This is a genomic window from Micromonospora sp. NPDC047756, from assembly GCF_055587245.1.
Window position 1 is genome coordinate 457,938 of the sequence record NZ_JBVJGQ010000006.1, and the last position, 23,881, is coordinate 481,818.

A 23,881-nucleotide genomic window follows, 5' to 3' on the forward strand; every position below is an offset into this window, starting at 1 on the left:
CGATGGACGCCCAGCCCAGCACCACCGAGACCCGTCCGTGCGCCCACTGTGGAGCGCCGGTGCCGCAGCGTGTCGGCGCGGGTCGACCGTTTCGCTACTGCCGCGACAACGACGGCGCCTGCCAGCGCGCCTCGCGCAACAGCCGGATGCGCCACCGCAACGCCCCCGGTCTGCCCGGGCAGGTGGCCCGCACCTGGGAGGCGGTGGACCGGCTCGACCAGATCGTCGAGACGTTGACCGAGTCCCTGCACGCCGAGTTGTCCCCGCTGGGTGTGCAGCGGCAGCTCGCGCAGGTCCGCGCGGAGGCCGCCGGCGAGATCGCCTCGGCGCAGACCGAACGCGACGAGGCCCGCGACGACGCCGAAACCGCGGCGGCCGACGCCGCGCGCGCCCGCGAGCAGGCCCGCGAGGCCCGCGCCGAGGCCGACGACGCCCGCCACCGCGCCGAGCTGGCCCAGCGGCAGGGCACCGCCGCCGACGAGCGGGCGCAGCACGCCGAGGCCGCCCGCGACCAGGCGCGCCACGACGCCAGCGCCGCCGAGGCCCTGCGCGCCCAGGCCGAACGCGACCGCGACCAGGCCCGCGTCGAGGCGCGCGACCTGCGCACGGAGCGCGACGCCGAACGGCAGCGGGTGGCCGACCTGGGCGTGGAACGCGACGCGCTGCGCGCCGAGGCCGAACGGGCCAGCCGGGCCGCCGCCGAGGCGACCGAGCGGGCCGGGCGGTGGCAGGCCGAGGTGACGGACGTCCGGCGCCAGATCGAGCAGTCGCGCGCCGACGCGGCGCGGACCCGCGCCGAGGCCGCCGACGCCGCCCGCGCGCGTGAGCAGGCCGACCGGGCCCGCGACCGCGCCGAGGTCGCCGCCCGGCAGGCCGACGACGCCCGGCAGGAAGCCGCCGAGGTCGCGGCGCGGCTGCGCGCGGAGGTGGCGGCCCTGGCCGCCCAGCGCGACACGCTCACCGCCGAGCTGACCGTGGCCCGGCAGGCCGCGGCGACCGCCGAGGGCCACCGCACCGCCCTGACGGTACGACTCGACGCCGCCGAGACCGACCGTGATCTCGCGCAGCGGCGGGTGGCGCAGCTCGGCGACCAGGTCAGCGACCTGGCGTTGGCGCTGGCCCGCCTCGGCGCCACCTCTGCCGGCGACGCCACCTGAGGATCGTGGCGCAACCTTCGGTAGGCTCAAGCGGTTAACCTCCCCGGTGGCAGCGGACACGCACCGTTGTCCCGACCCGCCTGGGGATCACCTCACCGGGTGAGCGTCCCGGCCGGCTACCCTTGGTCCCGGCCCACCCGTGGACGCCTCACGCCCTCGGGCGGGAATGGCTCGACGGGGACACACCGTTACACCCAGAAGACCAGCACCACGAACGAGGGGAAGTCGATCATGGGCGAGCGTATGCTGCGCGGAAGCCGCCTTGGCGCGGTGAGCTACGAATCCGACCGCAACACGGAGCTCGCGCCGCGTCAGACCCGCGAGTACCTCTGCGCCAAGGGCCACCAGTTCGAGGTGCCGTTCGCCGTCGACGCCGAGGTCCCGACGACCTGGGAATGCAAGTTCGACGGCAGCGTCGCCCGACTCGTCGACGGCAGCGAGCCGGAGCAGAAGAAGGCCAAGCCGCCGCGTACCCACTGGGACATGCTTCTGGAGCGGCGTTCCATCGCCGAGCTGGAGGACATCCTGGAGGAACGCCTGCAGGAGGTTCGGACCCGCCGCGGCCGCGCCTGAGCCGCACGAGCTACGACGACAGCGCCCCCGGGGTTCTTCCCCGGGGGCGCCATCGTGTCCAAGTGTGTGGCGTGGCGTCAGTGCCGGCCGGGTTCGACGATCTCGCCCTCGATGGCCCGACCGCCGTCGACCACCACGGGCTGTTCCGGCTGCGGGGTCGGTTGCGGCGCACCCTGGCGCACCCGCACCGTGCGGGGCCCGAACAGGTCACCGGCGACCATCGACGACACCCGCCGCTCGGTGGCGCGGCGCACCCCGGCGCGGGTCAGTCGACGCACCGGCGGCACCAGCAGCAGCAACCCGACCAGCCCGCTGACCAGGCCGGGCACCGCCAGCAGCAGCGCCCCGGCCAGCCCGACGAGCCCGTCGGTCACCTGCCCACCCGGGGGTTGCCCGGCCGACGCTGCGGCCCGGAACCCCCGCCAGGCGCGCATCCCCTCGCGACGCAGCAGGACCAACCCCAGCAGCGACGCGGCGAACACCAGCAACACCGCCGCGCCGAACCCCAGCGCCCGTCCCACACCGACGAACACCGCCAGCTCCAGCACCACCGCCAGCAACAGTGCCAACGGTACGAACCTCAGTCCTCGGCGCATCTCACCTCATCGCCATTCCTGCGGACACCACGGACGCGTTCCGCTCATCCAGCATGACACGGCCCCGCCCACAGCCGCCGTGCCCGAACCGCTCACGGCCACCGTGCCTGGCCGGTGGCGGTGCCGTTCAGGCCCCGGCGTACCGCCTGGCGCCGGTCGCGCACCCCCCAGGCGGTGATCCGCCACAGCGCCTCGGCCACGATCTTCGGGCTCATCTTGCTGTCGCCGCGTTCCCGCTCGGCGAAGGTGATCGGGACCTCCACGATCCGTACCCCGGCCCGGTGCGCCAGCCGCGACAGCTCCACCTGGAACGAGTAGCCCTGCGAGGTGACCGACTCCAGGTCGATGGCGTCCAACGCGCTGATCCGGTACACCCGGTAACCGCCGGTGGCGTCCGAGACGGGCATGCCCAGCGCCAGGCGCGCGTACAGGTTGCCGCCGCGGGAGAGCAGCAGCCGTCGCAGCGGCCAGTTGAGCACCCGCGCGCCGCTGGTCCACCGGGAGCCGATCACCACGTCGGCGTCGCGGGCGGCGTCCAGCAGCGCCGGCAGGTCCTCCGGGGCGTGCGAGCCGTCGGCGTCCATCTCCACGACGGCCTGGTAGCCGTGCTCGCGCGCCCACTCGAACCCGGCCAGGTACGCCGCGCCGAGGCCCTGCTTGCCCTGGCGGTGCAGCACCTGCACGTGCGCGTCGCCGTCGGCGAGGGCATCGGCGATCGCGCCGGTGCCGTCGGGGCTGTTGTCGTCGGCGATGAGGATCCGCACCGCCGGGGCGGCCCGCCGGACCCGGCCCACGATCACGGCGATGTTGTCGGCCTCGTTGTAGGTGGGGATCACCACCAGCACCCGGCCCACCCCGGGCACCTCGTCCGCGCGTCGGATCGTATCGGTCGCCTGGATCACGGTTCCTCCGCTCCCGCCGGCGTACCGGCTGTTGCTATCCGGGCCTGACCCGCTGCCGCCGGCGCAGCACCGCCGCGCCGACCAGGGCCGCCGCGGCCAGCGCGGCGAGCGTCACCTCGGGCCACCAGCCGAGGCGGGTGGCGAGGGTGCGTCCGTCGTCGAGCCGCAACTGCCGCACCACGACCTCCCGGGTGTTGAACCCGGTGGCATCGCTTACCCGCCCGTCGGGTGCGACGAACCCGGACACCCCGACCGTTGAGGCCATCAACGCCGGTCGTCCGTGCTCCACCGCCCGCAGCCGCACCATGGCCATCTGCTGGCGGGCCTCCGCCACGTCGAAGGTGGCGTTGTTGGTCTGCACCACCAGCAGTTGCGCGCCGCCGGTGACGGTGTCGCGGACCACCTCGTCGTAGGCGACCTCGAAGCAGATCACGTCACCGAGCACGGCGGGGCCGGCGCGTACCACGCCCGGGGTGCTTCCCGGCACGAAGTCGTTGCGGATCAGGTCGACCTTCTTGCTGACCATCCGGGCCACGTCGCGCAGCGGCACGTACTCGGCGAAGGGCACCGGGTGGCGTTTCGTGTACAGCTGCTCAAGATCCGCGCCGGTGCCGGGGTGCCACAGGATGCCCGCGTTGCGGACCTGCCCGGCGTCGGGGCCCAGCAGCACCGCGCCGACCAGGATCGGCGCGCCGATGGTGTCGGCGGCCTGGGAGATGCGCGCCCCTGCGGTGGGGTTGCGCAGCGGGTCGATGTCGCTGGAATTTTCCGGCCACACCACCAGGTCGGGTCGCCGCTGTTGCCCGGCGGCGACCCGCCCGGCCAGTTCGATGGTGGCGTCGACGTGGTTGTTGAGCACCGCCTGCCGTTGGGCGTTGAAGTCCAGGCCCAGCCGGGGCACGTTGCCCTGCACGATCGCCACGGTCACGCTCGCGCCGGACCCGGCGGTGGCGACCGGCACCAGCAACGCCCCGGCGGTCAGCGCGACGGCCACGACGGCCGGTACGACCACCGGCGCCCAGCGACCCCCCACACCACCCCCGGAGCGCGCGGGGCCCTCCAGCGGGCTGTCAGCGCCCGGCACGGCGTCACCCGCCGTGATGGTGGGCTCGGGTGCGTGACGCCGGGCGGTGACCCAGCCCCGCCAGACGGCGGTGACCAGCAGCCCGCCGATGAGGGCCACGACGAAGGTGACCACCGGGGCGCCGCCCAGCGCGGCCAGCCGCAGCAGCGGCGAGTCGTCCTGGCTGAACGCCAACCGCCCCCACGGGAACCCGCCGAACGGGGTGCGGTCGCGCAGCGCCTCCTGCCCGACCCAGAGCAGCCCGGTCAGCGCCGGCCACGCCCAGCGGACGCGGTCGACCAGCGGCGACACCCAGGCGGTGGCCGTGCCCAGCAACGCCAGGTAGCCGGCCTGCAGCAGCGTCAGCAGCACCCACGGCAGGTAGCCGGTGTGCAGGTTCGTCCAGGCCAGCAGCGGGGCGAAGAACGCCAACCCGGTCAGGAAGCCCAGACCGGCGCCGGCGCGCAACCGCCGCCGGTGCGCGGCGGCGGCCAGCAACGCCACCCCGACCGGTGCGAGCGGCCACACCCCGTACGGGGGGAACGCCACCAGCAGGGCCAGCCCGGCGGCCACGGCCAGGGGTACGGCGACCCGCAGCGGCAGGGGGCGACCCACGACGGCAGGCGCGCTGATCACCGTGGGGGCGGGTGTCTCGTCCCGGTCCAGCATCGTCACCGCAGCTTCACCTCGATCACCCGGCGAAGGCTACCCGCCCGACGGTCCCGCTGGCCGCGCCCCCGGTGTGCCGATCTTGCACTTTCGGCACCGACACAAGGGGCATTCCCGCCCAGATCAACGACACAAACCGCAAGATCGCCGGGAGCGGGGGTCGGGAGCGGAAGCGCGGACATGAAATCGGGGCGCGGCTCTCGCCGCGCCCCGATGCTCCCAGGCCCTTCCCGGCCGGTGTGGCGAGGATGGGGCACGACGACCTTCGGACCGACCGGACGTGGACTGGCTGCCCCCGCCGGGCCGTTGTCTACTGGCCGTGCACCTCACCCTGCCCGTACACCGGTAACTGCGGCCGGTTCGCGCCGCCCCGCCGACCCCCGCCCGCTGGACCTGGCCGCCGCGACGATGACGCTTGAACATGTCGCTCGGCCAGCGGACGAAGGGACGAAGCGAACAACAGCCGCTTCCCGTGGTAGGACTCAAAGACGGTACGTGCCGACCCCCGTCGGTTGTCAACCCGCAGCCGGCCTGTCGTGTGTTGCGACACGGCGTGTCGGGTCGGCGAGTCTCAATGCGTACGCAGGTGCTCACGCAGCAGCGCCTGCGCGGCCGCCCGGTGCTCCTCGGCGAGCAGCCCACCGGCGGCCAGCACGTAGTCGGCGTCGAGGACCGCCGCGGCGGCGCGCGGCAGCGCCCACCCGCCGGCGTGGTCGGCCAGGACCGCCGTCAGCACCTGCCCGGACACGTCCGCCGGCGAGTGCCGCAGCACCCCGCCGGAGCCCACCAGCATCCGCACGTCGCGCAGGTCCCGCCCGGCGCGCTCACCGGTGGCGGCGCCCCGGGCGTGCCGGCGCAGCGCCACCGTCGCGGCGAGGGTGGCGATCCGCCGGTCCACGGCCCGCTGGTCGTCGTCGACGGCCAGGAACGCCGGGTCGGCCGCCCGGCACGCCGCGGCGGCACCCAGGTCGTCGGCATCGGCGGCGGTGAGCAGCCGTTCCTCGACGGCGGCCCGCACCACCCCCGGGGCGCTCCACCGCATGCCCAGATCGCCCTCCACGGTGCGGGCCCGCCACAGACTGCCGGCGACCTCCCGCCCCGGCCCGGTGGCCCGCTCGTCGGGCGTGAGCACCGAATACACGTCGGTGGTGGCCCCACCCACGTCGACCACCGCCAGGTCACCACCGAGGGTGTCGGCGAGCACCTCCACACCGGTGAGCACCGCGTCGGGGGTGGCCGCCCGCACCAACCGCGCGAACCGCGACCCCCGCGACAGTCGTTTACCACCGATGACGTGGCGCAGGAACACCGCGCGGATCGCCGCCCGCGCCGACGCCGGGGCGAGCACCCCGATGCGCGGCAGGACATTGTCGGCGTCGGTGACCGGCACCCCGGCGTCGCGCAGCAGCCCGGTCAGCGGCGCGCGCACGTCGGCGTTGCCCGCGTACACCACGGGCCGCCGCCACCGGGCCCGGGCCAGGCGGGTGGCGTTGTGGGTGATCGTGTCGGCGTCGCCGCCGTCGGTGCCGCCCACGAGCAGCACCACGTCCGGGCGGGCCGCCCGCAACGCCGTCAGGTCGGCGGCGCCGAGCCGCCCGGCCGCGACGTGCACCACGTGCGCGCCGGCGGACAACCCGACCCGCCGGCCGGCCTGCGCGGTGACCAGCGGCTCGTAGCCGATCACGGCCAGCCGCAACCCACCCCCGGCCGACGAGCACACGTACCAGGGCACGTCGCGCGCACCGAGCCCGGCGGTGGCCGCCGCGACCGCGGCGTCCAGGCCGTGCAGCACGTCGGTGCCCACCGTGGTGGGCGCCGACGCCGCGCCGGCCAGGACACCGCCGGCCAGGTCCACCACCGCCACCTTCGTGTACGTGGAACCCACGTCGGCGCAGACCGCCAGGGTCACGAGTTTCCCTGTTCGCGACTGCGGGGCTCGCAACCCCGGCTCACTCCTCGCGACTCACGCTGGCGGGAACGACCACGGTGCCGGTCGCGGTGACCGCCACGATCGGCGGGTCGAGAACCTCCGCGGCGGACGCGGAACGGTCCGGTCGACCCCGGCACACCACCGCGCAGCTCAGCTCCAGGGTCCGGCTGCGGCTGCCCACCCGCGACACCCGCGCGGTCACCTCGACCACGTCCCCGGCGTGCACCGGCGCGAGGAAACGCACATCGGCGTACCCGGCGAACAGGCCCTCGTCGCCGTCGGTGCGGATGCACACCTCCGTGGCGACGTCGCCGAACAACCCGAGCGCGTACGCCCCGTCGACGAGGTTGCCGGCGTAGTGGGCGTGCGAGTACGGCACATACCGCCGGTGCGTCACCGTCAACCCGAGCCGTGCGTCGGTCATACCATCGCCTTCCGTTGCGTGATCAGGGCGTGCACGAGGTAGCTGGCCACCTCGCCGGGCGTGGTGCCCCGACCGAAGATCCGGTCCACGCCCAACTCGTCGGTCATCGTCTCGTCGAAGCGGGGACCACCGACGATCAGCAACGGACGTTTGCCCGCCGGCATCGCCTCCCGGAACGCCGCCGACATCTCCCGGGTGTTGTGCAGGTGCGCGTCGCGCTGGGTGACCACCTGCGACACGAGCACCGCGTCGGCCTTCTCCGCCCGGGCGGTCTCCACCAGCTCCGGCACGCTGACCTGCGCGCCCATGTTGGTGACCTTCAACTCCCGGTAGTACTCCAGGCCCTTCTCCCCCGCGATGCCCTTGACGTTGAGGATCGCGTCGATGCCCACCGTGTGCGCGTCGGTGCCGATGCACGCCCCGACCACCGACAGCTTGCGCCGCAACCGCTGCTTGATCACCGTGTTGACGTCCTTCGCCGACAGCAACGCGAAGTCCCGTTCCACCACCTGCACCGCGCCCAGGTCGACCAGGTGGTTGACCCGCCCGTACACGACGAAGAACGTGAACCCGTCACCCATCGGCTTGGCGTGCACCACCATCGCCGGGTCCATGCCCATCTTGTTGGCCAACTGCACCGCCGCGCCCTCGGCCCGCTTGTCGTGCGCCACCGGCAGGGTGAACGACACCTGCACCATGCCGTCACCGGTGGTGTCCCCGTACGGCCGCACGATCGCCTTGTGGCTGGTTCGCTCGCTGCGCTCGCTCGCGCCGCCGCTTCGCGACGTCGTGAGCGTGGGGCTACTGTGCTGGCTGGTTCGCTCGCTGCGCTCGCTCACGCCGCCGCTTCGCGACGTCGTGAGCGTGGGGCTACTGTGCTGGCTGGTTCGCTCGCTGCGCTCGCTCACGCCGCCGCCTCCAGGATGTCGGTGGCCGGGTTGCAGTAGTCGGCCTCGTGCGCGGCGACCCCGTCGAGGCCCTTGCCGCGGTCCGCGGGCCGCTTCATGATCCCGAAGGTGCCCTCGGCGATCGCCGTGAGCAATGTCTGCTCCCCGATGCGATCCAGCAGGTCCAGCGCCTCGCCGAGGACCTGGTTGGCGCGGCGGCGGATGAACCCGTCCGGCGCCGGCACGAAGTCCTCGTGCAACCCACCGGCCGCACCGAGGACGTAGCGCACGTTCTGCAGGGCGATGTCCCGGTCGGACAACCACGGCGTCACCACCGCCTCGGTCATCATCCCCACCAGCAGGATGCCCTGACCGGTCAGCGCACCGGCCAGGTTGAAGAACCCGTCGAGCAGGTTGCCCCGGAACACGTCCCCGGTCATGTGCTTCGTCGGCGGCATCCACTTCAACGGCGCGTCGGGGAACAACTCCCGGGCCAGCAGGGCGTGCGCCAACTCCAACCGGAACGACTCCGGCACCTCCGGGTTGATCTCGAACGCGTGCCCCAGGCCCAACTGCCAGTCCGCCAACCCCGCCTCGTGCGCGAAGAACTCGTTGAGCAGCTGCGACACCGTCACCGTGTGCGCCTCGTCGACCGCGTCGGCGGTGGTCAGGTAGTTGTCCTCACCGGTGTTGATGATGATCCCGGCGCGGGCGTGCACCTGCCGGGAGAACCGCTGGTCGACGAACGTGCGCACCGGGTTGATGTCGCGGAACAGGATCCCGTACATCGAGTCGTTCAACATCATGTCGAGGCGTTCCAACCCGGCCAGGGTCGCCATCTCCGGCATGCACAGCCCGGACGCGTAGTTGGTCAACCGCACGTAACGGCCCACCTCCTTCGACGACTCGTCCAACGCCGCCCGCATCAACCGGAAGTTCTCCTGCGTGGCGTACGTGCCGGCGAAACCCTCCCGGGTCGCGCCCTCGGGCACGTAGTCCAGCAACGACTGCCCGGTGGAACGGATCACCGCGATCACGTCCGCGCCGGCGCGCGCCGCCGCCTGCGCCTGCGGAATGTCCTCGTAGATGTCGCCGGTCGCGACGATCAGGTAGATCCACGGCCGCTGCGCCGGGTCGCCGTGACGCTTCACGAGGCGGTCCCGCTCGGCGCGCCGCCGGTCGATGCGCCGGATGCCCGCGCCGACCGCCTTACGCGCCGCCGACCGGGCCGCCGTCGCCGCCCGCCCGGTGGGCTGGGTGAACCGCACCGACCCGGCGGCGGCCTTCTGCGCCAGCAACGTCACATCCGTGCTGCCCTCGCGCACCAGGGCGTCGAACACCGGCACCGCCACCCCGTGACCCAGACCGACGTCCGCGGCGACCGCGTCGACGAGCCGGTTCACCCACGGGATGCCGTCCGGGTCCGCGCCGGTCACCCCGGCCAACCGCAGCACCGCCCGCTCCACCGACACCGTGGTGTGGCTGCGCGCCAGGTCCACCACCGGCTGCCCGGCCCGACGCGCCAACTCCCGCGCCCGCGCCACCAGCACCGGATCAAGATCAAGCTTCCCGGTCATGACGACCCTTCCTCATAAATGACCTCACCGCGCAGCACCAGACGCCGACACACCGGCAACGGCGTCGGGTCGTGCGGACCCCGCGCCTCCGGGTCCTCGGCCTGCAACACCGGCAGACCCCGCTCCACCCCCGCCGGCGTCGACCACACCGCGAACGTCGCCGGCGCACCCAACGCCAGCACCCCCTCGACGTCCAGGTGCACCGCCCGCCACCCGCCCCGGGTGTGCGCCGCGAACGCCGAACGCACACCCATCCGCTGCGCCGGGTTGTGGTGCGCGACCGCCGCCCGCACCGACCCCCACGGGTCCAGCGGCGTCACCGGCGAATCCGACCCGAACGCCAACGCCACCCCCACCGAGTGCATCGCACCCATCGGGTTCGACTCCAACGACCGGTCCAACCCCAACCGCGTCTCGTACATCCGGCCCGCGCCACCCCACAACCGGTCGAACGCCGGCTGCATGCTCGCCACCACCCCGTACTCCACGAACCGCGCGATCAACGCCTTGCTCATGATCTCCGCGTGTTCGATGCGGTGCCGGGCCGCCCGCAACCGCTCCACCCCCACCGTCCGCGCCGCCGCCGCGAACCCGTCCAGGACGGTGCCGATCGCCGCGTCACCGATGGCGTGGAAACCGCCCTGCATACCGTGCGCCGCGCAGTCCAGCAGGTGATCACGCACCTGCTCGACCGACAGGTACCCGTGCCCGCAACCCTCACCGTCGCCGTACGGCTGCGACACGTGCGCCGTCCGCGACCCCAACGCCCCGTCGGCGAACAAATCCCCACCGGCGCCGACCGCGCCCAACTCCCGGGCCCGCGCCGCACCACCCAACTCACCCCAGTACCCGTACACCTCCGGCAGGCCCGCCCCGGAGATGCCCAACAGACCGGTGAAGTCCTCCTCGTCGGAGATCTCCGGGCCGCCACACTCGTGCACCGCCGCGATCCCCAACGACGCCGCATGCGCCAGGGCCACCCGCTGCGCCGCGACCCGCTGCGCCCGACTCACCGACGCCTGCGCGGCCGCCCGCACCACGTGATGCGCGTCGCGCCGCAACCAGCCCGACGCGTCGTACCCGGGCGCCCGCGCCGCCTGCGGGCAGGCCGCCAGCATCGCCGACGACACCAACGCCGAGTGGATCGACGCCTGCGACAGGTACACCCGCCGACCACCGGCGGCCCGATCCAACGCCGCGGCGTCCGGCAACGTCGGATCCGACCAACCCGACTCGTCCCACCCGTGCCCGAGCACCACCGCGTCCGCCGGCAGACCCGCCGCGAACCCCGCCACCGCGTCGAGCAACTGCCCCGCCGAGCGCACCCCGGCCAGGTCCAGCCCGGACAACGCCAACCCGGTGTCGGTGGCGTGCACGTGCGCGTCCACGAACGCCGGCGTCACCAACGCCCCGCCCAGATCCACCACCCGGTCGGCCGGCGGCGCGTCACCGTCGGTCCCCAACCAGGCAATCCGCCCACCGGACACCAGCAGCGCGGTGGCGCTCGGGTCGGCGGGGCAGTGCAGCACGCCGCCGCGGTACAACGTCGAGGGGTTCGTCATGACCTCAGTCTGCCGCGACCCGCGCCGCGAACAGCTGACGCACCCCAGGCTCGGTGCGCAACAGCTCCAACGCCAACTCCGCGTGCCCCGGCACGTACCCGTTGCCCACCAGCATCGTCACATCCGCCGCCAAGCCCTCCGCGCCCAACGCCGCCGCGGAGAAGCTCGTCGCCATCGAGAAGAAAATCACCGTGCCGCCGTCGGCGGTGGCCAGCACCGCCCCGTGCTCACACCCTGGCACGTCCACGCAGACCACCGTCACGTCCGCCGGCACCCCCAACGCGGTGGTCACCGCCGTGGACAACCCCACCGGGTCGCGGGCGTCGGCCACCGCCACCACCGACGCCAGGCCGGCGGCCGTCAGCGCGTCGCGCTCCGCCGCCACCGGCACCACCCCGACGGTACGGGCGGCGCCCGCCCGTCGCGCCGCCGCCAGCGACAACGACCCGCTCTTACCCGCCCCACCGATCACCGCGACCCGCACCGGCGTCGGATCACCGCCACGCCGACGCTCCTCGACGTAGCGCGACACCACCCGGGCGGTCAGCGCGGGCGCACCGCACACGTCCAGCACGGCGAGGGACAACTGGGGGTCCTCGTCGTCGGGCAGCACCGCGGCGATGGAGCGCGCGAACAGGATCGCCCAACCGTCACAGGGCACCTGCTCGCTGCGCCCGTCCCAACGGGCCAACCCGTCGGTGATCACCAGAGGCGTCAACGTCAACGACACCAGGGTCGCGACCCGCTCCCCCGCCCGCAGGCCCAGCGGGGACCGCCGACCGGCCTCCTCGACGGTGCCGATCAGCATCCCGCCCGAGCCGGTCACCGGGTTCTGCATCTTCCCCCGGGTAGCGATGATCTCCAGCACCTCGGCGCGGACCGCATCACCGTCGCCGCCGTGCTTCTCCGACAACTGCCGGAAGCTCGCCGCGTCCAGGTTGAGCCGCTGCACCCGGATCCGCACCTCGTTCGGCGCGATCGCCGCCGACGTGTCCAGGCGCCAGGCCGCCTGCGGCAGCACCCCCGCCGGTTGCACGACGCGGTGCAGTCCCACCGGTGACGTCACGCCAACCTCCCCTGTCCAGCCGCCCGAAGCCCCGGTCAAGGCTCGCGTAACGGGAAAACTTACGGCAGACTAGTTTCTGTACCGAATATTTTCCAGTAGCCTTCGGGCTTCGATGACCAGCCGCACCACCAAGGAGGGGCCGTGACCCACACCATCCCGCACCCCCGTCACGCCCCGGCCGCCGCACCGACCGCCGGGCAGCCCTACGAATACCACCGGCGCCCCCTGGTCGAACCCGACTGGACCCGGTTCCCCGGCTGGCGCCACGTCACCCGCGACCAGTGGGAATCCGCCCAGTGGCAACGCGTCAACTGCGTCAAGAACATCAAGCAGCTCCGCGCCGTCCTCGGTGACCTGATCGACGAGACCTTCTACGCCGACCTCGAAGCCGACCAGAAGGCCCTGGCCACCATGTCCATGCTGGTGCCACCACAAATGATCAACACGATGGTGCCGTTCGAGCCCCCCACCACCGAGGCCCTGCTCGCCGACCCCATCCGCCGCTACATGATCCCGGTCGCCTCCGACCGACGCACCGACTGGCCCTCACACCCCTACGCCAGCCGCGACAGCCTCCACGAGCACGACATGTGGGTCGCCGAAGGGCTCACCCACCGCTACCCCACCAAGGTCCTCGCCGAACTGCTCTCCACCTGCCCCCAGTACTGCGGACACTGCACCCGCATGGACCTCGTCGGCAACTCCACCCCCGCCGTCGACAAACTCAAACTCACCCTCAAGCCCGTCGACCGCTACGACGCCCACATCGCCTACCTCAAGGCCCACCCCGGCGTCCGCGACGTCGTCGTCTCCGGCGGCGACGTGGCCAACGTCCCCTGGCGCAACCTCGAGTCGTACCTCATGCGCCTACTGGAACTCGAAACGGTCCGCGACATCCGCCTCGCCACCAAGGCCCTCATGGGCCTACCCCAACACTGGCTGCAACCCGACGTCGTCGAAGGCCTGGAACGCGTCGCCCGCACCGCCGCCCGCCGCGGCGTCAACCTCGCCATCCACACCCACGTCAACCACGCCCAGTCGCTCACCCCACTGGTCGCCAAAGCCGCCCAGACCGCCCTCGACGTCGGCGTCCGCGACGTCCGCAACCAGGGCGTCCTCATGCGCGGCGTCAACGCCACCACCCCGGAACTGCTCGACCTCTGCTTCGCCCTCCAAGGCGAAGCCGGCATCCTGCCGTACTACTTCTACATGTGCGACATGATCCCCAACGCCGAACACTGGCGGGTCCCGGTCTGGCACGCCCAGCAACTCCAACACGACATCATGGGCTACCTCCCCGGCTACGCCACCCCCCGCATCGTCTGCGACGTCCCCTTCGTCGGCAAGCGCTGGGTGCACATGCTCACCGACTACGACCGTGAGCGCGGCATCTCCTACTGGACGAAGAACTACCGCACCTCCATCGAATCCGCCGACCTGGAGGCGCTCAACAAGCGCTACGCCTACTACGACCCGATCGACACCCTGCCCGCCGACGGCCAGCAGTGGTGGCACGACCACCGCGACGACTGACCCACCCACGGCGACACCCCCACCTTCCGGGGTGTCGCCGTCGCCCGTCACCCGTGGCTGATCCGCAACGCGTCCTCGGCCCGCCGCGCCGCCGCCGCTCGCCCGCGCCCGCTGCCACTCCGCGATCCACCCGCAGCCCACCCGGGACGTCACACCCACACCGAACTGGTACGAGTCACCCACCCCGACGCCGTCCAGAGTGGCCAAGTCGAACCCGGGCGGCAACGGCACGTCAGCCAGCAGCACCGCCGCCCGCTCCCCCACCGGCATCACATCTCCGCCGGAAGCGCCGTACAGCCACAACCGGGCCTCCCCGCCGCCCGGCATGTCCTCCCGGCACACCACCAGGAAGGTCTCCGCGACGACGTCAGCCGCGTCCTCCGGATGCGCGACACGACGCGGCGCGTACGCCAACAACGACTCGAAGTCCTCGGCGTAGACCCGCCGGAAGCGGTCCTCGTCATGCTCTGTCCCTGAGCTCACGTCCAGTCCATGTCCGGGGTGACCACAACCGTGACAGGCCCTCCGCGCGGTGCGCGCCGGAAAAGCCCACCGGGCACTCGCGACGATGGCGGTACACCGGCCGACCGCGACGCGCGTGACACCCGCGGCACTCGGTCAGCCGCCGGTCAGCACCTCGGACAACGGCGCCGGCACCAGCCCCCGCGGCACTCGGTCAGCCGCCGGTCAGCACCTCGGACAACGGCGCCGGCACCAGCCCCCGCTCCCGCAACCCGGCCAGGATGTGCGGCAACGCCTCATCGGTCATCGCCGCGTTCGCCTCGGTCACATGCATGATCACCACCGACCCGGGGCGGACGTGGTCCAACACCGCCCGTACCAACGGCTTCCACGCCGTCGCGAACGGATCGCCGCTGACCACGTCCCCGTCGACCACCGTCACGCCCAGCGGCGCCAACGCGTCCAACGCCGCCGCGTCGTGACACAACCCCGGAAACCGGAAGTACCGGGTCTGCCGACCGCCGTAGGGCGCGATCACCTCGAACGTCCTCGCCACATCGTCGGCCAGCTCGTCGACCGGCAACCGGGGCAGGTCGTAACAGTCCCCGGTGAACGCCGCGTGCCCATAGGTGTGGTTGGCCAACTCGAAGCGCGGATTACCGGCGATCCGCCGGGTCACGTCCGGATACCGCTGCACCCACTTGCCGGTCAGGAAGAACGTCGCCGGCACCTGCTCCCGCTCCAGCAGGTCGAGGATGCGCAGGTTCGCGTACGACTTCACCCGGCCAGCGCGCAGGCTGGCCAACATCCCGTCGGTCATGTCCGCGTCGAAGGTCAGCGCGACCTTGGCGCCGGTGCGCGGCCCGTGGTCCACCACCGGCGCCCTGGTCCCGATGGGCGTCGCCCCCGGCACCGTGCCAACCACCGGCGGCGACGGTACCCCTGGAGTAGCACCCGTCGACGGCACCGCCGGAGAGGCGGGGGCCGACGGCGCACCGGCCGGGGCCGACGAGGCCGACGACCCGACGAAGACGGGCCGGTCCGGCGGCGGCACCCGGGACGCCGTACACGCGGCACCTCCGACAAAGGCCACCGCCGCGAGTACGCCACACCACAACGGACGAAGCCGACCCCGAATCACGCCGCCGATCATCCCAAACGCGAGCGCCCCTCACTGCCCCCCCTCGCGTCTCCACACCCCCCGCGTCTCGCCGATCTTGCACTTACGGTCGTCGGATTGGGCGGGATGCCCCGAATGCCGCAACAGAAAGTGCAAGATCGGCGAGACCAGGGGCGGAGACCGCGTCGATCATGGGGTTGTGGTGCCGGGTTTGGGCAGTCAGGGGCGTTTGGTCCCCCACCACAACTCCATGATCGACGGAGCGGGGTGGGTGGGGCGGGGCGAGTGGGTGGGGCGGGGTGGGGCGGAGTGAACAGCTCTGCGGTTTGGGTCGACGTGCGACTGGGGGCCGCAGCGCGACGGGTCCCCGGGCGACGGTGCGCCCGGGGACCCGTGGACCGCTCAGGTCACTTCGTGAAGGAGTCCTTCACGTTGCGACCGGCGTCCTTCATGTTCTGACCGGCCTGCTTGGCGCGCGCGTCGCTCTGCTGGCTGGCGCCCTCGCCACGCATCCGCTCATTGTCGGTTATGTCGCCGACGCGCTCCCTCGCTGCGCCGGCCATCTGCTCAACCTTGTTCTTTGCCTTCTCGGTGAAGCTCATCGCGCCTCCTCGGTCTGGCGGTTGTCTTGGCTCGGTTGCCCGGTCTCCGGGTGCTGAAACCGGCAGTGCCGGTCGGCACATCCTTTAGAGCATCCTAGGAAGATAGGTAGTGGGAGGTCGGCTGTCGGCACCGAGCCTCGATGGTTAACTGACCGCATGGGAGAGCTCCTGCTGATCCGGCACGGCGAGACCACGTGGAGCGCCAGCCTGCGGCACACCTCGTACACCGACCTGGAGCTGACCCCCGACGGCGAGCGACAGGCCCGCACCCTGGCCGCGTTCCTGGCCGGACGGCGCTTCGTCACCGTGCTGACCAGCCCCCGCTCCCGGGCGCTGCGCACCGCGCAACTGGCCGGGCTCACCGTCGACGCCGTCGACGAGAACCTCAGTGAGTGGAACTACGGCGAGTACGAGGGCCGCACCACAGTCGACATCCACGACGACGATCCGCACTGGAACATCTGGACCGACGGCTGCCCCGGCGGGGAGTCCCCCGCGGAGGTGGGTGAACGGCTCGACCGGGTGTTGGCCCGCGTCACCCCGCTGCTCGACCGGGGCACCGTGGCGTTGGTCGGGCACGCGCACAGCCTGCGGGTGCTCGGTGCCCGTTGGATCGGCCTGCCCCCGTCCGCCGGTGGGCGGTTACGCCTGGACACCGCCACGGTCAGCGCGCTCGGTCACGAGCACGGCCGGCAGGTCATCCTGCGGTGGAACCAGCCGGCTCCTCCGGCGCCCGGGACCGCGACCGACTCGGTGCCGCAGGGCTGATCTTCGGCGGCCGGTTCTCGTACGGCGTGGACAACACCACTGTCGTCCGGGTCGTGACGTTCGCCGAGGTGCGGATCTCCTGGAGCACCCGCTCCAGGTCGGTGGGGCCGGCCACCCGCACCAGCAGCAGGTAGAAGTCCTCCCCCGCCACCGAGTAGCAGGAGTCGATCTCCGGCAGGTGGGCCAGCCGGTCCGGGGCGTCGTCCGGCTGCGACGGATCGAACGGCCGGATCGCCACGAACGCGGTGAGCGGCAGGTCCAGCGCCTCGAACGACACCCGGGCGGCGTACCCCTTGATCACCCCGCGCTGCTCCAGCCGACGGACCCGCTGGTGCACGGCGGACACCGACAGCCCCACCCGCTCGGCCAGGTCGGTGTACGACAGACGGCCGTCTGCGGTCAGCGCGGCGACGATAGCGCGGTCGATCTCCTCCACGGCGTGCAACCTACCGGGAAAACCGTCGCACGGCGACGAGGTAACCGAGTGGCGGACCGCGGTGGGCCGTGCCGCACCCACCGCAGCCTGACCACCACGTACCGTTGTCAGCCCTTGGCCAGTGCCCGGGAGATCACCATCCGCTGGATCTGATTGGTGCCCTCCACGATCTGCAACACCTTCGCCTCCCGCATGTACCGCTCCACCGGGTGGTCGGCCACGTAACCCGCGCCGCCGAGCACCTGCACCGCGTCGGTGGTCACCCGCATGGCCATGTCGGTGGCGAACAGCTTCGCCTTGGCCGCCTCGATGGCGTACGGCCGGCCGGCGTCGCGCAGCCGGGCCGCCGCCAGGGTCAGCGCGCGGGCCGCGGAGATCTGGGTGGCCGCGTCGGCGAGGAGGAACCCCAGCCCCTGGAAGTCGATGATGGAACGGCCGAACTGCTGCCGCTCCCGGGCGTAGGAGACCGCGTAGTCCAGGGCGGCCTGGGCGAGCCCGACCGCGCACGCGGCGATGCCCAGCCGGCCGGAGTCCAGCGCGGACATCGCGATGGTGAAGCCCATCCCCTCGCCGCCGACCAACCGGTCGGCCGGCACCCGGGCCTCGTCGAAGGCGATCTGCGCGACCGGGGAGGCGCGCAGCCCCATCGTCCGCTCGGCCGCCTGCGGGGTGATGCCGGCCGTGCCCGCGTCGGTGAGCAGACAGGAGATTCCCTTCGGACCGGGTCCGCCGGTGCGGCAGAAGACGTTGTAGAAGTCGGCGGTGTGGGCGTGGGTGATCCACGCCTTGGTTCCCGAGATCAGGTACGCGTCGCCGTCGCGATCCGCCCGGGTGGTCAGCGCCGCCGCGTCCGAGCCACCCTGCGGCTCGGAGAGGCAGTACGCGCCCAGCAACTCGCCGCCGAGCATGTCCGGCAGCAGCTTGCGCTGCTCGTCGCTGCCGAATGCCGCCACCGGGTAGCAGGACAGGGTGTGCACGCTGACCGCCTCGGCGACAGCGAGCCAGCGGCTGGCCAGGATCTCCAGCACCTGCAGGTACACCTCGTACGGCTGTGCCGCGCCGCCGTACTCCTCGGGGTAGGGCAGGCCGAGCAGGCCGGCGCGGCCCAACGTGCGCAGCACCTCGCGGGGGAACTCGGCGCGTTCCTCGAAGGCCGCGGCCTTCGGTGCGAGCTCGCCGTCGGCGAGCTCGGTGGCGAGACCCAGCAGGTCGTGGGCCTCGTCGGTGGGGAGGATCCGGTCGACAGTCATAGCGCGATGAGCTCCGTGGGGGTGGTGTTGAGCCGTTGCACGCCGTCCGTTGTGCAGACGACGATGTCCTCGATGCGGGCGCCGTGCCGGCCCGCCAGGTAGATGCCCGGTTCGATGGAGAACGCCATGCCGGCGTCGAGGGGTCGGTCGTTGCCGGCCACCAGGTACGGCTCCTCGTGCCCGTCCAGTCCGATGCCGTGGCCGGTGCGGTGCAGGAACGCGGGACCGTAGCCGGCGGCGGCGATCGGCGCGCGGGCCTCGGCGTCGGCCGCCGCGGCGGTGATTCCGGGCCGCACCGCCTCGACCGCGGCGCGTTGGGCGTCGCGCAGCACGGCGTAGTAGTCCAGGAAGTCGGCCGGCGCCGACCCGCCCGCCAGGTAGGTGCGGGTGCAGTCCGAGCGGTAGCCCGACGCCATCGTGCCGCCGATGTCGACCACCACCGGCTCGCCGACGCCGATCGGCCGGTCGGAGGTGCCGTGGTGCGGGCTGGCCCCGTTGGGTCCGGCCGCCACGATGACGAAGTCGACAGTGACGTGTCCGGCGGCGCGGATCGCCGCGGCGATGTCGGTGGCGACCTCGGCCTCGGTGCGACCGGGGCGCAGCCACTCGCCCATCCGCAGGTGCACCTCGTCGATCGCCGCGCCGGCCTCGGCGAGGGCCGCGACCTCCGCCGGGGACTTGCGGATCCGCAACTCGCGCAGGACCTCGCCGGCGAGCCGTTGCGCGGCGTCGGGCAGCGCCGCGCGCAGGCCGAGGACCTGCTCGGCCCACATCCGGTCGGCCAGCCCGACCGCCGCGACCGGGCCGTCGAGGGCGGCGACGACCAGGGGGTACGGGTCGGTGCCGTCGACGTGGTCGACGATGCGGACGCCGGTGTTCGGGGCGGCCTCCGCCGCGGGACGTTCCAACCTGGGCACGATCAGCGTCGGCTCACCGTCGGCGGGCAGCACCAGGCAGGTCAGCCGCTCCCCCGCGTGGGCGTCGTACCCGGTCAGATACCGCAGGTCGGAGCCGGGTGTGAGCAGCAGCGCGTCCAGACCAGCGGCGGCCGTCGCCCGCTGCGCGGCGATCAACCGATCCGGCGGATACAGCTCGTCGATTCCCACCCCGCCAGCTTAACGGTCGTTTGGGCAAACCCCCTATTGGCACCGGATGACCGGAAATCCATCGGTGTTGATTGACTCGGACAGTTAACACTCTTTAAGATTTGGCTGCCTCGAGGCCCACCCGTCCCTGCGTCCCCCGCACCGCCCGCCCGCGCCAACCCCGCGCGGGCGGTGCCGTCGTCATCCCCCGCCCACGGGAAGGCCCCCGATGTCCTCACCACTGCGCCGCGCCCTCGCCGCCGGCCTCCTCGCGCTGGCCACCGCCGGCGCCACCCTCACGGTCACTCCCACCGCCGCGCAGGCCGTGGTGCTGCCGAACAACTTCAAGAGCGTCGGCTACATGCCCTCCTGGACGGGCAACATCAACGCCATCCAGTACAACAAGCTGACCCACATCAACTACGCGTTCATCCTGCCCAACAGCAACGGCAGCCTCCAGGGCGTCGACGGGGCGCGGCTCTCCTCCCTGGTGTCGCAGGGGCACGCCAACAACGTCAAGGTCTCGATCGCGGTCGGCGGCTGGAACGACGGCAACGACTCGGCCTTCGAGGCCCTCGCGGCCAACGCCACCAGCCGGACGAACTTCGTCAACAACCTGGTCAACTTCGTCAACCAGTACAACCTCGACGGCGTCGACATGGACTGGGAGTACCCCGACCCGGGCGCCTCGGCCAACAACTACACCACGCTGATGACGCAGCTCGGTAGCGCGCTGCGCAGCCGCGGCAAGCTACTCACCGCCGCCGTGGTCTCCGAGGGCTACTACCTCGACGGTGTCCAGCCCGCCGTGTTCAACCAGGTCGACTGGCTCAACATCATGGCGTACGACGGCGGTAACCCGCACGCCGGCTACGACTGGTCGATCAACAGCATCAACGGGTGGAAGGCCCGCGGCCTGCCGGCCAGCAAGGCCGTCCTCGGCATCCCCTTCTACAGCCGCCCCGGCTACTACACCTACTCGGCGCTGGTGGGCATGGACCCGGCCAACGCCAACCGGGACTGCGCCACCATCGGCGGCGCGCAGCAGTGCTGGAACGGCATCCCGACGGTCAAGCGCAAGACGCAGTGGGCGCTGGCCAACGCCGGCGGCGTGATGAACTGGGAGCTAACCCAGGACACTACCGGCTCCACCTCGCTGCTCAGCGCGATGTACGACACCATCATGGGCGGCACCACCCCGCCGCCGACCGGTCGTACCGGCCGGATCACCGGCATCGGCGGCAAGTGCGTCGACGTGGCCTCGGCCAGCACCGCCAACGGCGCCGCCATCCAGATCTGGACCTGCAACGGCACCAACGCCCAGACCTGGACGGTGGGCAGCGACAGCACGCTGCGCGCCCTCGGCAAGTGCGCCGACATCACCAGCGGATCCACCGCCAACGGCGCGAAGGTCCAGCTCTGGGACTGCAACGGCAGCGGCGCCCAGGTCTGGCAGGCGCAGTCCAACGGGACGCTGCGCAACCCGCAGTCGAACAAGTGCCTCGACGTCACCGACAACACCTCGGCCGACGGCGCCCGGCTGCAGATCTGGGACTGCTTCGCCGGCGCCAACCAGCGCTGGACGCTCCCGGCCTGACGCCGCCCGCAGAGGCTCCCCGGGTCCCGGTAGGGACTACGGACCAGCCTGGCTCGTAGGGCCCCCGGTCGACGCGTTGGCGTCAGCCGGGGGCCCCGGCGTGCTCAGCGACCAGGGTGAGCATCTCCTGCACCGAGCCGGCCGGGTCGGTGACCGGGAACTGCACGGCCCGCACCACCGCCGTCGGGTCGACCAGCAGGGTCAGCCGCTTGAACCGGGTCACCCCGCCCGCACGGAACACCGGCAGCAGCAGCCCCGCTCCCAGCCGACCGTCCTGGTCGGACAGCAACGGAAACGGCAGTTCGGCGTACGCGGCGAAGTCGGCGAGCTGGTCGGGCCGCTGAGTGCTGACCCCGTACACCCGGACACCAGCGGTCACGAAGTCCGGATGACGCCGGGCGTACGTGGTCGACTCCAGTGTGCAACCCCGGGCGCCGGGAATCTCCGCCCAGCCGGGCGGATGGCCCTGTGTCCCCGGCGCGTACGCCCCGGGGAACAGGTAGAGGACCGTCCACACCTGCGTCGCGTCCACCGCCACCGGGTGCCCGTCGGCGGCGGGCAGGACGACCTCGGGCAACCGTCGGCCCACCAGGTCGCGCACCCGGCGGGCCTCGGCCGAGTCGGCGTCGGCCGTGGCGGTCACGTCGCCGTCACCCATCAGGTGCCTCGTTCCCCAGTCCTGCAGCGCGATGAGCACCGGCAACAGCCCCTCACCCCTCGCGGTGAGCACATAGTCGTAGCGCGGTGGGTGTCGTGAGTACGGCCGACGCTCCAACACGCCGTGCTCGACCAGCGCGCCGAGGCGTTCGGTCAGCGCCCGTCGGCTGACGCCCAGCTCCCGTTGCAGCGCGTCGAACCGGGTCGTCCCGCCGGCGACGTCGCGCACGATGAGGAACGTCCACCAGTCCCCCAGAACGCCGAGCGCCTGCGCGATGCCGCAGTCCGCATCGGCAAGATCTTCTCGCCGCACCCGCTACCTCCGTCGCTTCCGATCCGACTATAGTCCGTTCCAGATTGGAACGTGTCGGCTCGGCGAACGGGGGACGGCGACATGCACGTCGACGAACGGGCCGGCATGTTCTGGCGCTGGTAGACCGCCGGCACGACCAGCATGGTCGGGTCGGCGGTCGGCGCGGTTGCCCTGCCGCTGACCGCGCTCACCGTCCTGGACACCTCCGCGTACCAGCCCGCACCGCCGTTTTCCGGCCCGGCGCCTCCCCGCGGTCCTAGCCTGAGACCGGGCGCCCGCGCGGGCGACCCCGACCGGGAGGAGCGACGTGGCAGGGAACCAGACGAGCCAGGCGGCGACCCGCCGACGCCGCCAACTGTGGGCCGGAGTCCTCGCACTCGTCGGCCTGGTCCTGCTCATCATCGGCGTCACCGTCGCCGACGGCATCGCGGCCTGGGTCGAGGTGGTGGTCGCGATCCTGCTGCTGGTGACCAGCTACGTCGTGCAGCACCTGGCCCGGCGGGACATCGTCTACCAGCCCGACGAGCGACGCTGACACCACCAGCGGCCGGGCGTACCCCAGATCGTCGGACCGTTGTGCCAGGCTGTCCGGCGTGGCACACCGACCCCCGATCCTGCTGATCGACTCAGCCAGCCTCTACTTCCGGGCCTACTTCGGCATCCCGGAGTCCGCCGCCAGGGCCGAGGACGGCACCCCGGTCAACGCGGTGCGCGGCTTCCTCGACATGCTCGCCACCCTGATCCGGGTGCGGGGCGCCGACCGGATGATCTGCGCACTGGACTACGACTGGCGCCCGGCCTGGCGGGTCGACCTGCTGCCGTCGTACAAGGCGCACCGGGTCGCCCCGCAGGGCGGCGAGATCGTTCCGGACACCCTCTCCCCGCAGGTGCCGATGATCCTGGAGGTGCTGACCGCGGTGGGCATCACCGCGGTCGGCGCGAGCGGCTACGAGGCGGACGACGTGCTCGGCACCCTCTCGGTGACCCAGCCCGGCCCGATCGAGGTGGTCTCCGGCGACCGCGACCTCTTCCAACTCGTCGACGACGCCCGAGGGGTCCGACTGCTCTACGTCGGGCGCGGCGTCGCCAAGCTCGACGACTGCGACGACGCCGCCGTGCGGGCCCGCTACGGCGTGCCCGCCGACCGGTACGCCGACTTCGCCGCGCTGCGCGGCGACCCGAGTGACGGGTTGCCCGGGGTGGCCGGCGTCGGCGACAAGACCGCCGCCCGGCTGATCGAGCGGTACGGCAGCATCGACGGCATCCTGGCCGCGCTCGACGACTCCGACTCGTCCTTCGCACCGGGCCTGCGCGCCAAACTGGTCGCGGCCCGCGACTACCTGGGCGTCGCGCCGACGGTGGTCCGGGTAGCCCTGGACGTGCCCCTGCCGGAGCTGCCCACCGCGCTGCCGAGCGCGCCGGCCGACCCGGACCGGCTGCTCGAGCTCGCCCAACGATGGAACCTGGCCGGCTCGGCCCGCCGCCTGGTCGACGCCCTCGCCGCGCCGCGCGGCGACGGGAAGCCGTCGACATCCCCGCAGGCGGGGTGAGCGCCCGACACGACCCGGTTGGGTAACGAGCGGGGGAACGCGGGAACCCGCGCTCCCCCGCTCGTTACCGTCGGTGAGGGTGGACCGGACAGGTCCACGACG

23 protein-coding genes are annotated in these 23,881 nt (G+C 72.6%); 8 read left to right on the forward strand and 15 right to left on the reverse strand.

Features of this window, described 5'->3' with window-relative positions:
- Positions 1-2: 2 nt before the first annotated feature.
- Positions 3-1,157, forward strand: coding sequence for a hypothetical protein (locus ACZ6NZ_RS22225; RefSeq protein WP_465859949.1), 1,155 nt, complete (start codon positions 3-5; stop codon positions 1,155-1,157).
- 231 nt (positions 1,158-1,388) lie between these two features.
- Positions 1,389-1,730, forward strand: a complete 342-nt coding sequence (locus ACZ6NZ_RS22230) for an RNA polymerase-binding protein RbpA (RefSeq protein WP_030327608.1) — start codon at positions 1,389-1,391, stop codon at positions 1,728-1,730.
- 77 nt (positions 1,731-1,807) lie between these two features.
- Here the strand turns inward: ACZ6NZ_RS22230 and ACZ6NZ_RS22235 are convergent, their stop codons facing one another.
- The 9 genes from ACZ6NZ_RS22235 to kdd form a co-directional block, all read right to left on the reverse strand.
- Positions 1,808-2,326, reverse strand: a complete 519-nt coding sequence (locus ACZ6NZ_RS22235) for an FxsA family protein (RefSeq protein ID WP_465859950.1) — start codon at positions 2,324-2,326, stop codon at positions 1,808-1,810.
- Positions 2,327-2,418: 92 nt separating this feature from the next.
- The gene (locus ACZ6NZ_RS22240) at positions 2,419-3,228 is read right to left on the reverse strand and encodes a polyprenol monophosphomannose synthase (RefSeq protein WP_366606887.1); all 810 of its coding nucleotides are present in this window, start codon (positions 3,226-3,228) and stop codon (positions 2,419-2,421) included.
- A gap of 34 nt (positions 3,229-3,262) precedes the next feature.
- On the reverse strand, positions 3,263-4,960 hold the full coding sequence (lnt, locus tag ACZ6NZ_RS22245) for an apolipoprotein N-acyltransferase (RefSeq protein WP_465860125.1): 1,698 nt from the start codon (positions 4,958-4,960) through the stop codon (positions 3,263-3,265).
- Positions 4,961-5,531: 571 nt separating this feature from the next.
- Positions 5,532-6,869: a glutamate mutase L gene (locus ACZ6NZ_RS22250; RefSeq protein WP_465859951.1), complete on the reverse strand. Its 1,338-nt coding sequence runs from the start codon at positions 6,867-6,869 to the stop codon at positions 5,532-5,534.
- Between the two features lie 40 nt (positions 6,870-6,909).
- Positions 6,910-7,314 carry a 3-aminobutyryl-CoA ammonia lyase gene (kal, locus tag ACZ6NZ_RS22255; RefSeq protein WP_465859952.1) on the reverse strand — a complete coding sequence of 135 codons (405 nt, stop codon included), beginning with the start codon at positions 7,312-7,314 and terminating at the stop codon, positions 6,910-6,912.
- The gene (gene kamE / locus ACZ6NZ_RS22260; RefSeq protein ID WP_465860126.1) at positions 7,311-8,048 is read right to left on the reverse strand and encodes a lysine 5,6-aminomutase subunit beta; all 738 of its coding nucleotides are present in this window, start codon (positions 8,046-8,048) and stop codon (positions 7,311-7,313) included. Before kamE ends, kal begins: the two co-directional genes overlap by 4 nt.
- Before the next feature lie 170 nt (positions 8,049-8,218).
- The gene (gene kamD, locus ACZ6NZ_RS22265; protein WP_465859953.1) at positions 8,219-9,778 is read right to left on the reverse strand and encodes a lysine 5,6-aminomutase subunit alpha; all 1,560 of its coding nucleotides are present in this window, start codon (positions 9,776-9,778) and stop codon (positions 8,219-8,221) included.
- A complete protein-coding gene (locus ACZ6NZ_RS22270; protein ID WP_465859954.1) occupies positions 9,775-11,340 on the reverse strand; it encodes an amidohydrolase in 1,566 nt (521 codons plus the stop codon). Before ACZ6NZ_RS22270 ends, kamD begins: the two co-directional genes overlap by 4 nt.
- Before the next feature lie 4 nt (positions 11,341-11,344).
- A complete protein-coding gene (gene kdd / locus ACZ6NZ_RS22275; RefSeq protein WP_465859955.1) occupies positions 11,345-12,406 on the reverse strand; it encodes an L-erythro-3,5-diaminohexanoate dehydrogenase in 1,062 nt (353 codons plus the stop codon).
- 141 nt (positions 12,407-12,547) lie between these two features.
- Here kdd and ACZ6NZ_RS22280 point away from each other — a divergent pair, with 141 nt between their 5' ends.
- Both ACZ6NZ_RS22280 and ACZ6NZ_RS22285 read left to right on the forward strand, forming a co-directional pair.
- Complete coding sequence (locus ACZ6NZ_RS22280; RefSeq protein WP_465859956.1) at positions 12,548-13,939, forward strand: KamA family radical SAM protein; 1,392 nt, start codon at positions 12,548-12,550, stop codon at positions 13,937-13,939.
- A gap of 199 nt (positions 13,940-14,138) precedes the next feature.
- Entirely contained in the window at positions 14,139-14,378 is a 240-nt protein-coding gene (locus tag ACZ6NZ_RS22285) for a hypothetical protein (protein ID WP_465859957.1), read from the forward strand.
- Between the two features lie 237 nt (positions 14,379-14,615).
- On the opposite strand, the gene ACZ6NZ_RS22290 is transcribed toward ACZ6NZ_RS22285, so the two are convergent.
- Together ACZ6NZ_RS22290 and ACZ6NZ_RS22295 are read right to left on the reverse strand one after the other, a co-directional pair.
- Complete coding sequence (locus ACZ6NZ_RS22290; protein ID WP_465859958.1) at positions 14,616-15,326, reverse strand: polysaccharide deacetylase family protein; 711 nt, start codon at positions 15,324-15,326, stop codon at positions 14,616-14,618.
- Positions 15,327-15,928: 602 nt separating this feature from the next.
- Positions 15,929-16,123: a CsbD family protein gene (locus ACZ6NZ_RS22295; protein WP_465859959.1), complete on the reverse strand. Its 195-nt coding sequence runs from the start codon at positions 16,121-16,123 to the stop codon at positions 15,929-15,931.
- Between the two features lie 156 nt (positions 16,124-16,279).
- On the opposite strand from ACZ6NZ_RS22295, the gene ACZ6NZ_RS22300 reads away from it, so the two are divergent.
- Positions 16,280-16,891 carry a histidine phosphatase family protein gene (locus ACZ6NZ_RS22300; protein ID WP_366606870.1) on the forward strand — a complete coding sequence of 204 codons (612 nt, stop codon included), beginning with the start codon at positions 16,280-16,282 and terminating at the stop codon, positions 16,889-16,891.
- Here the strand turns inward: ACZ6NZ_RS22300 and ACZ6NZ_RS22305 are convergent.
- The 3 genes from ACZ6NZ_RS22305 to ACZ6NZ_RS22315 all read right to left on the reverse strand — a co-directional run bounded on the left by ACZ6NZ_RS22305 (position 16,821) and on the right by ACZ6NZ_RS22315 (position 19,683).
- Positions 16,821-17,327 carry an Lrp/AsnC family transcriptional regulator gene (locus ACZ6NZ_RS22305; RefSeq protein WP_465859960.1) on the reverse strand — a complete coding sequence of 169 codons (507 nt, stop codon included), beginning with the start codon at positions 17,325-17,327 and terminating at the stop codon, positions 16,821-16,823. The two genes, ACZ6NZ_RS22300 and ACZ6NZ_RS22305, sit on opposite strands and share 71 nt — an antisense overlap.
- Before the next feature lie 107 nt (positions 17,328-17,434).
- A complete protein-coding gene (locus ACZ6NZ_RS22310; RefSeq protein WP_465859961.1) occupies positions 17,435-18,577 on the reverse strand; it encodes an acyl-CoA dehydrogenase family protein in 1,143 nt (380 codons plus the stop codon).
- Positions 18,574-19,683: a M24 family metallopeptidase gene (locus ACZ6NZ_RS22315; protein ID WP_366606865.1), complete on the reverse strand. Its 1,110-nt coding sequence runs from the start codon at positions 19,681-19,683 to the stop codon at positions 18,574-18,576. The genes ACZ6NZ_RS22310 and ACZ6NZ_RS22315 overlap by 4 nt, the downstream gene beginning before the upstream one ends.
- Before the next feature lie 208 nt (positions 19,684-19,891).
- Between ACZ6NZ_RS22315 and ACZ6NZ_RS22320 the strand changes: the two genes are divergently transcribed.
- On the forward strand, positions 19,892-21,259 hold the full coding sequence (locus ACZ6NZ_RS22320) for a glycosyl hydrolase family 18 protein (protein WP_465859962.1): 1,368 nt from the start codon (positions 19,892-19,894) through the stop codon (positions 21,257-21,259).
- 82 nt (positions 21,260-21,341) lie between these two features.
- Here ACZ6NZ_RS22320 and ACZ6NZ_RS22325 read toward each other — a convergent pair whose 3' ends face one another.
- Positions 21,342-22,229: a winged helix-turn-helix transcriptional regulator gene (locus ACZ6NZ_RS22325; RefSeq protein ID WP_465859963.1), complete on the reverse strand. Its 888-nt coding sequence runs from the start codon at positions 22,227-22,229 to the stop codon at positions 21,342-21,344.
- 307 nt (positions 22,230-22,536) lie between these two features.
- Here ACZ6NZ_RS22325 and ACZ6NZ_RS22330 point away from each other — a divergent pair, with 307 nt between their 5' ends.
- Together ACZ6NZ_RS22330 and ACZ6NZ_RS22335 are read left to right on the forward strand one after the other, a co-directional pair.
- The gene (locus tag ACZ6NZ_RS22330; RefSeq protein ID WP_465859964.1) at positions 22,537-22,764 is read left to right on the forward strand and encodes a hypothetical protein; all 228 of its coding nucleotides are present in this window, start codon (positions 22,537-22,539) and stop codon (positions 22,762-22,764) included.
- Between the two features lie 58 nt (positions 22,765-22,822).
- A complete protein-coding gene (locus ACZ6NZ_RS22335; RefSeq protein WP_366606858.1) occupies positions 22,823-23,779 on the forward strand; it encodes a 5'-3' exonuclease in 957 nt (318 codons plus the stop codon).
- Positions 23,780-23,881 lie beyond the last annotated feature (102 nt).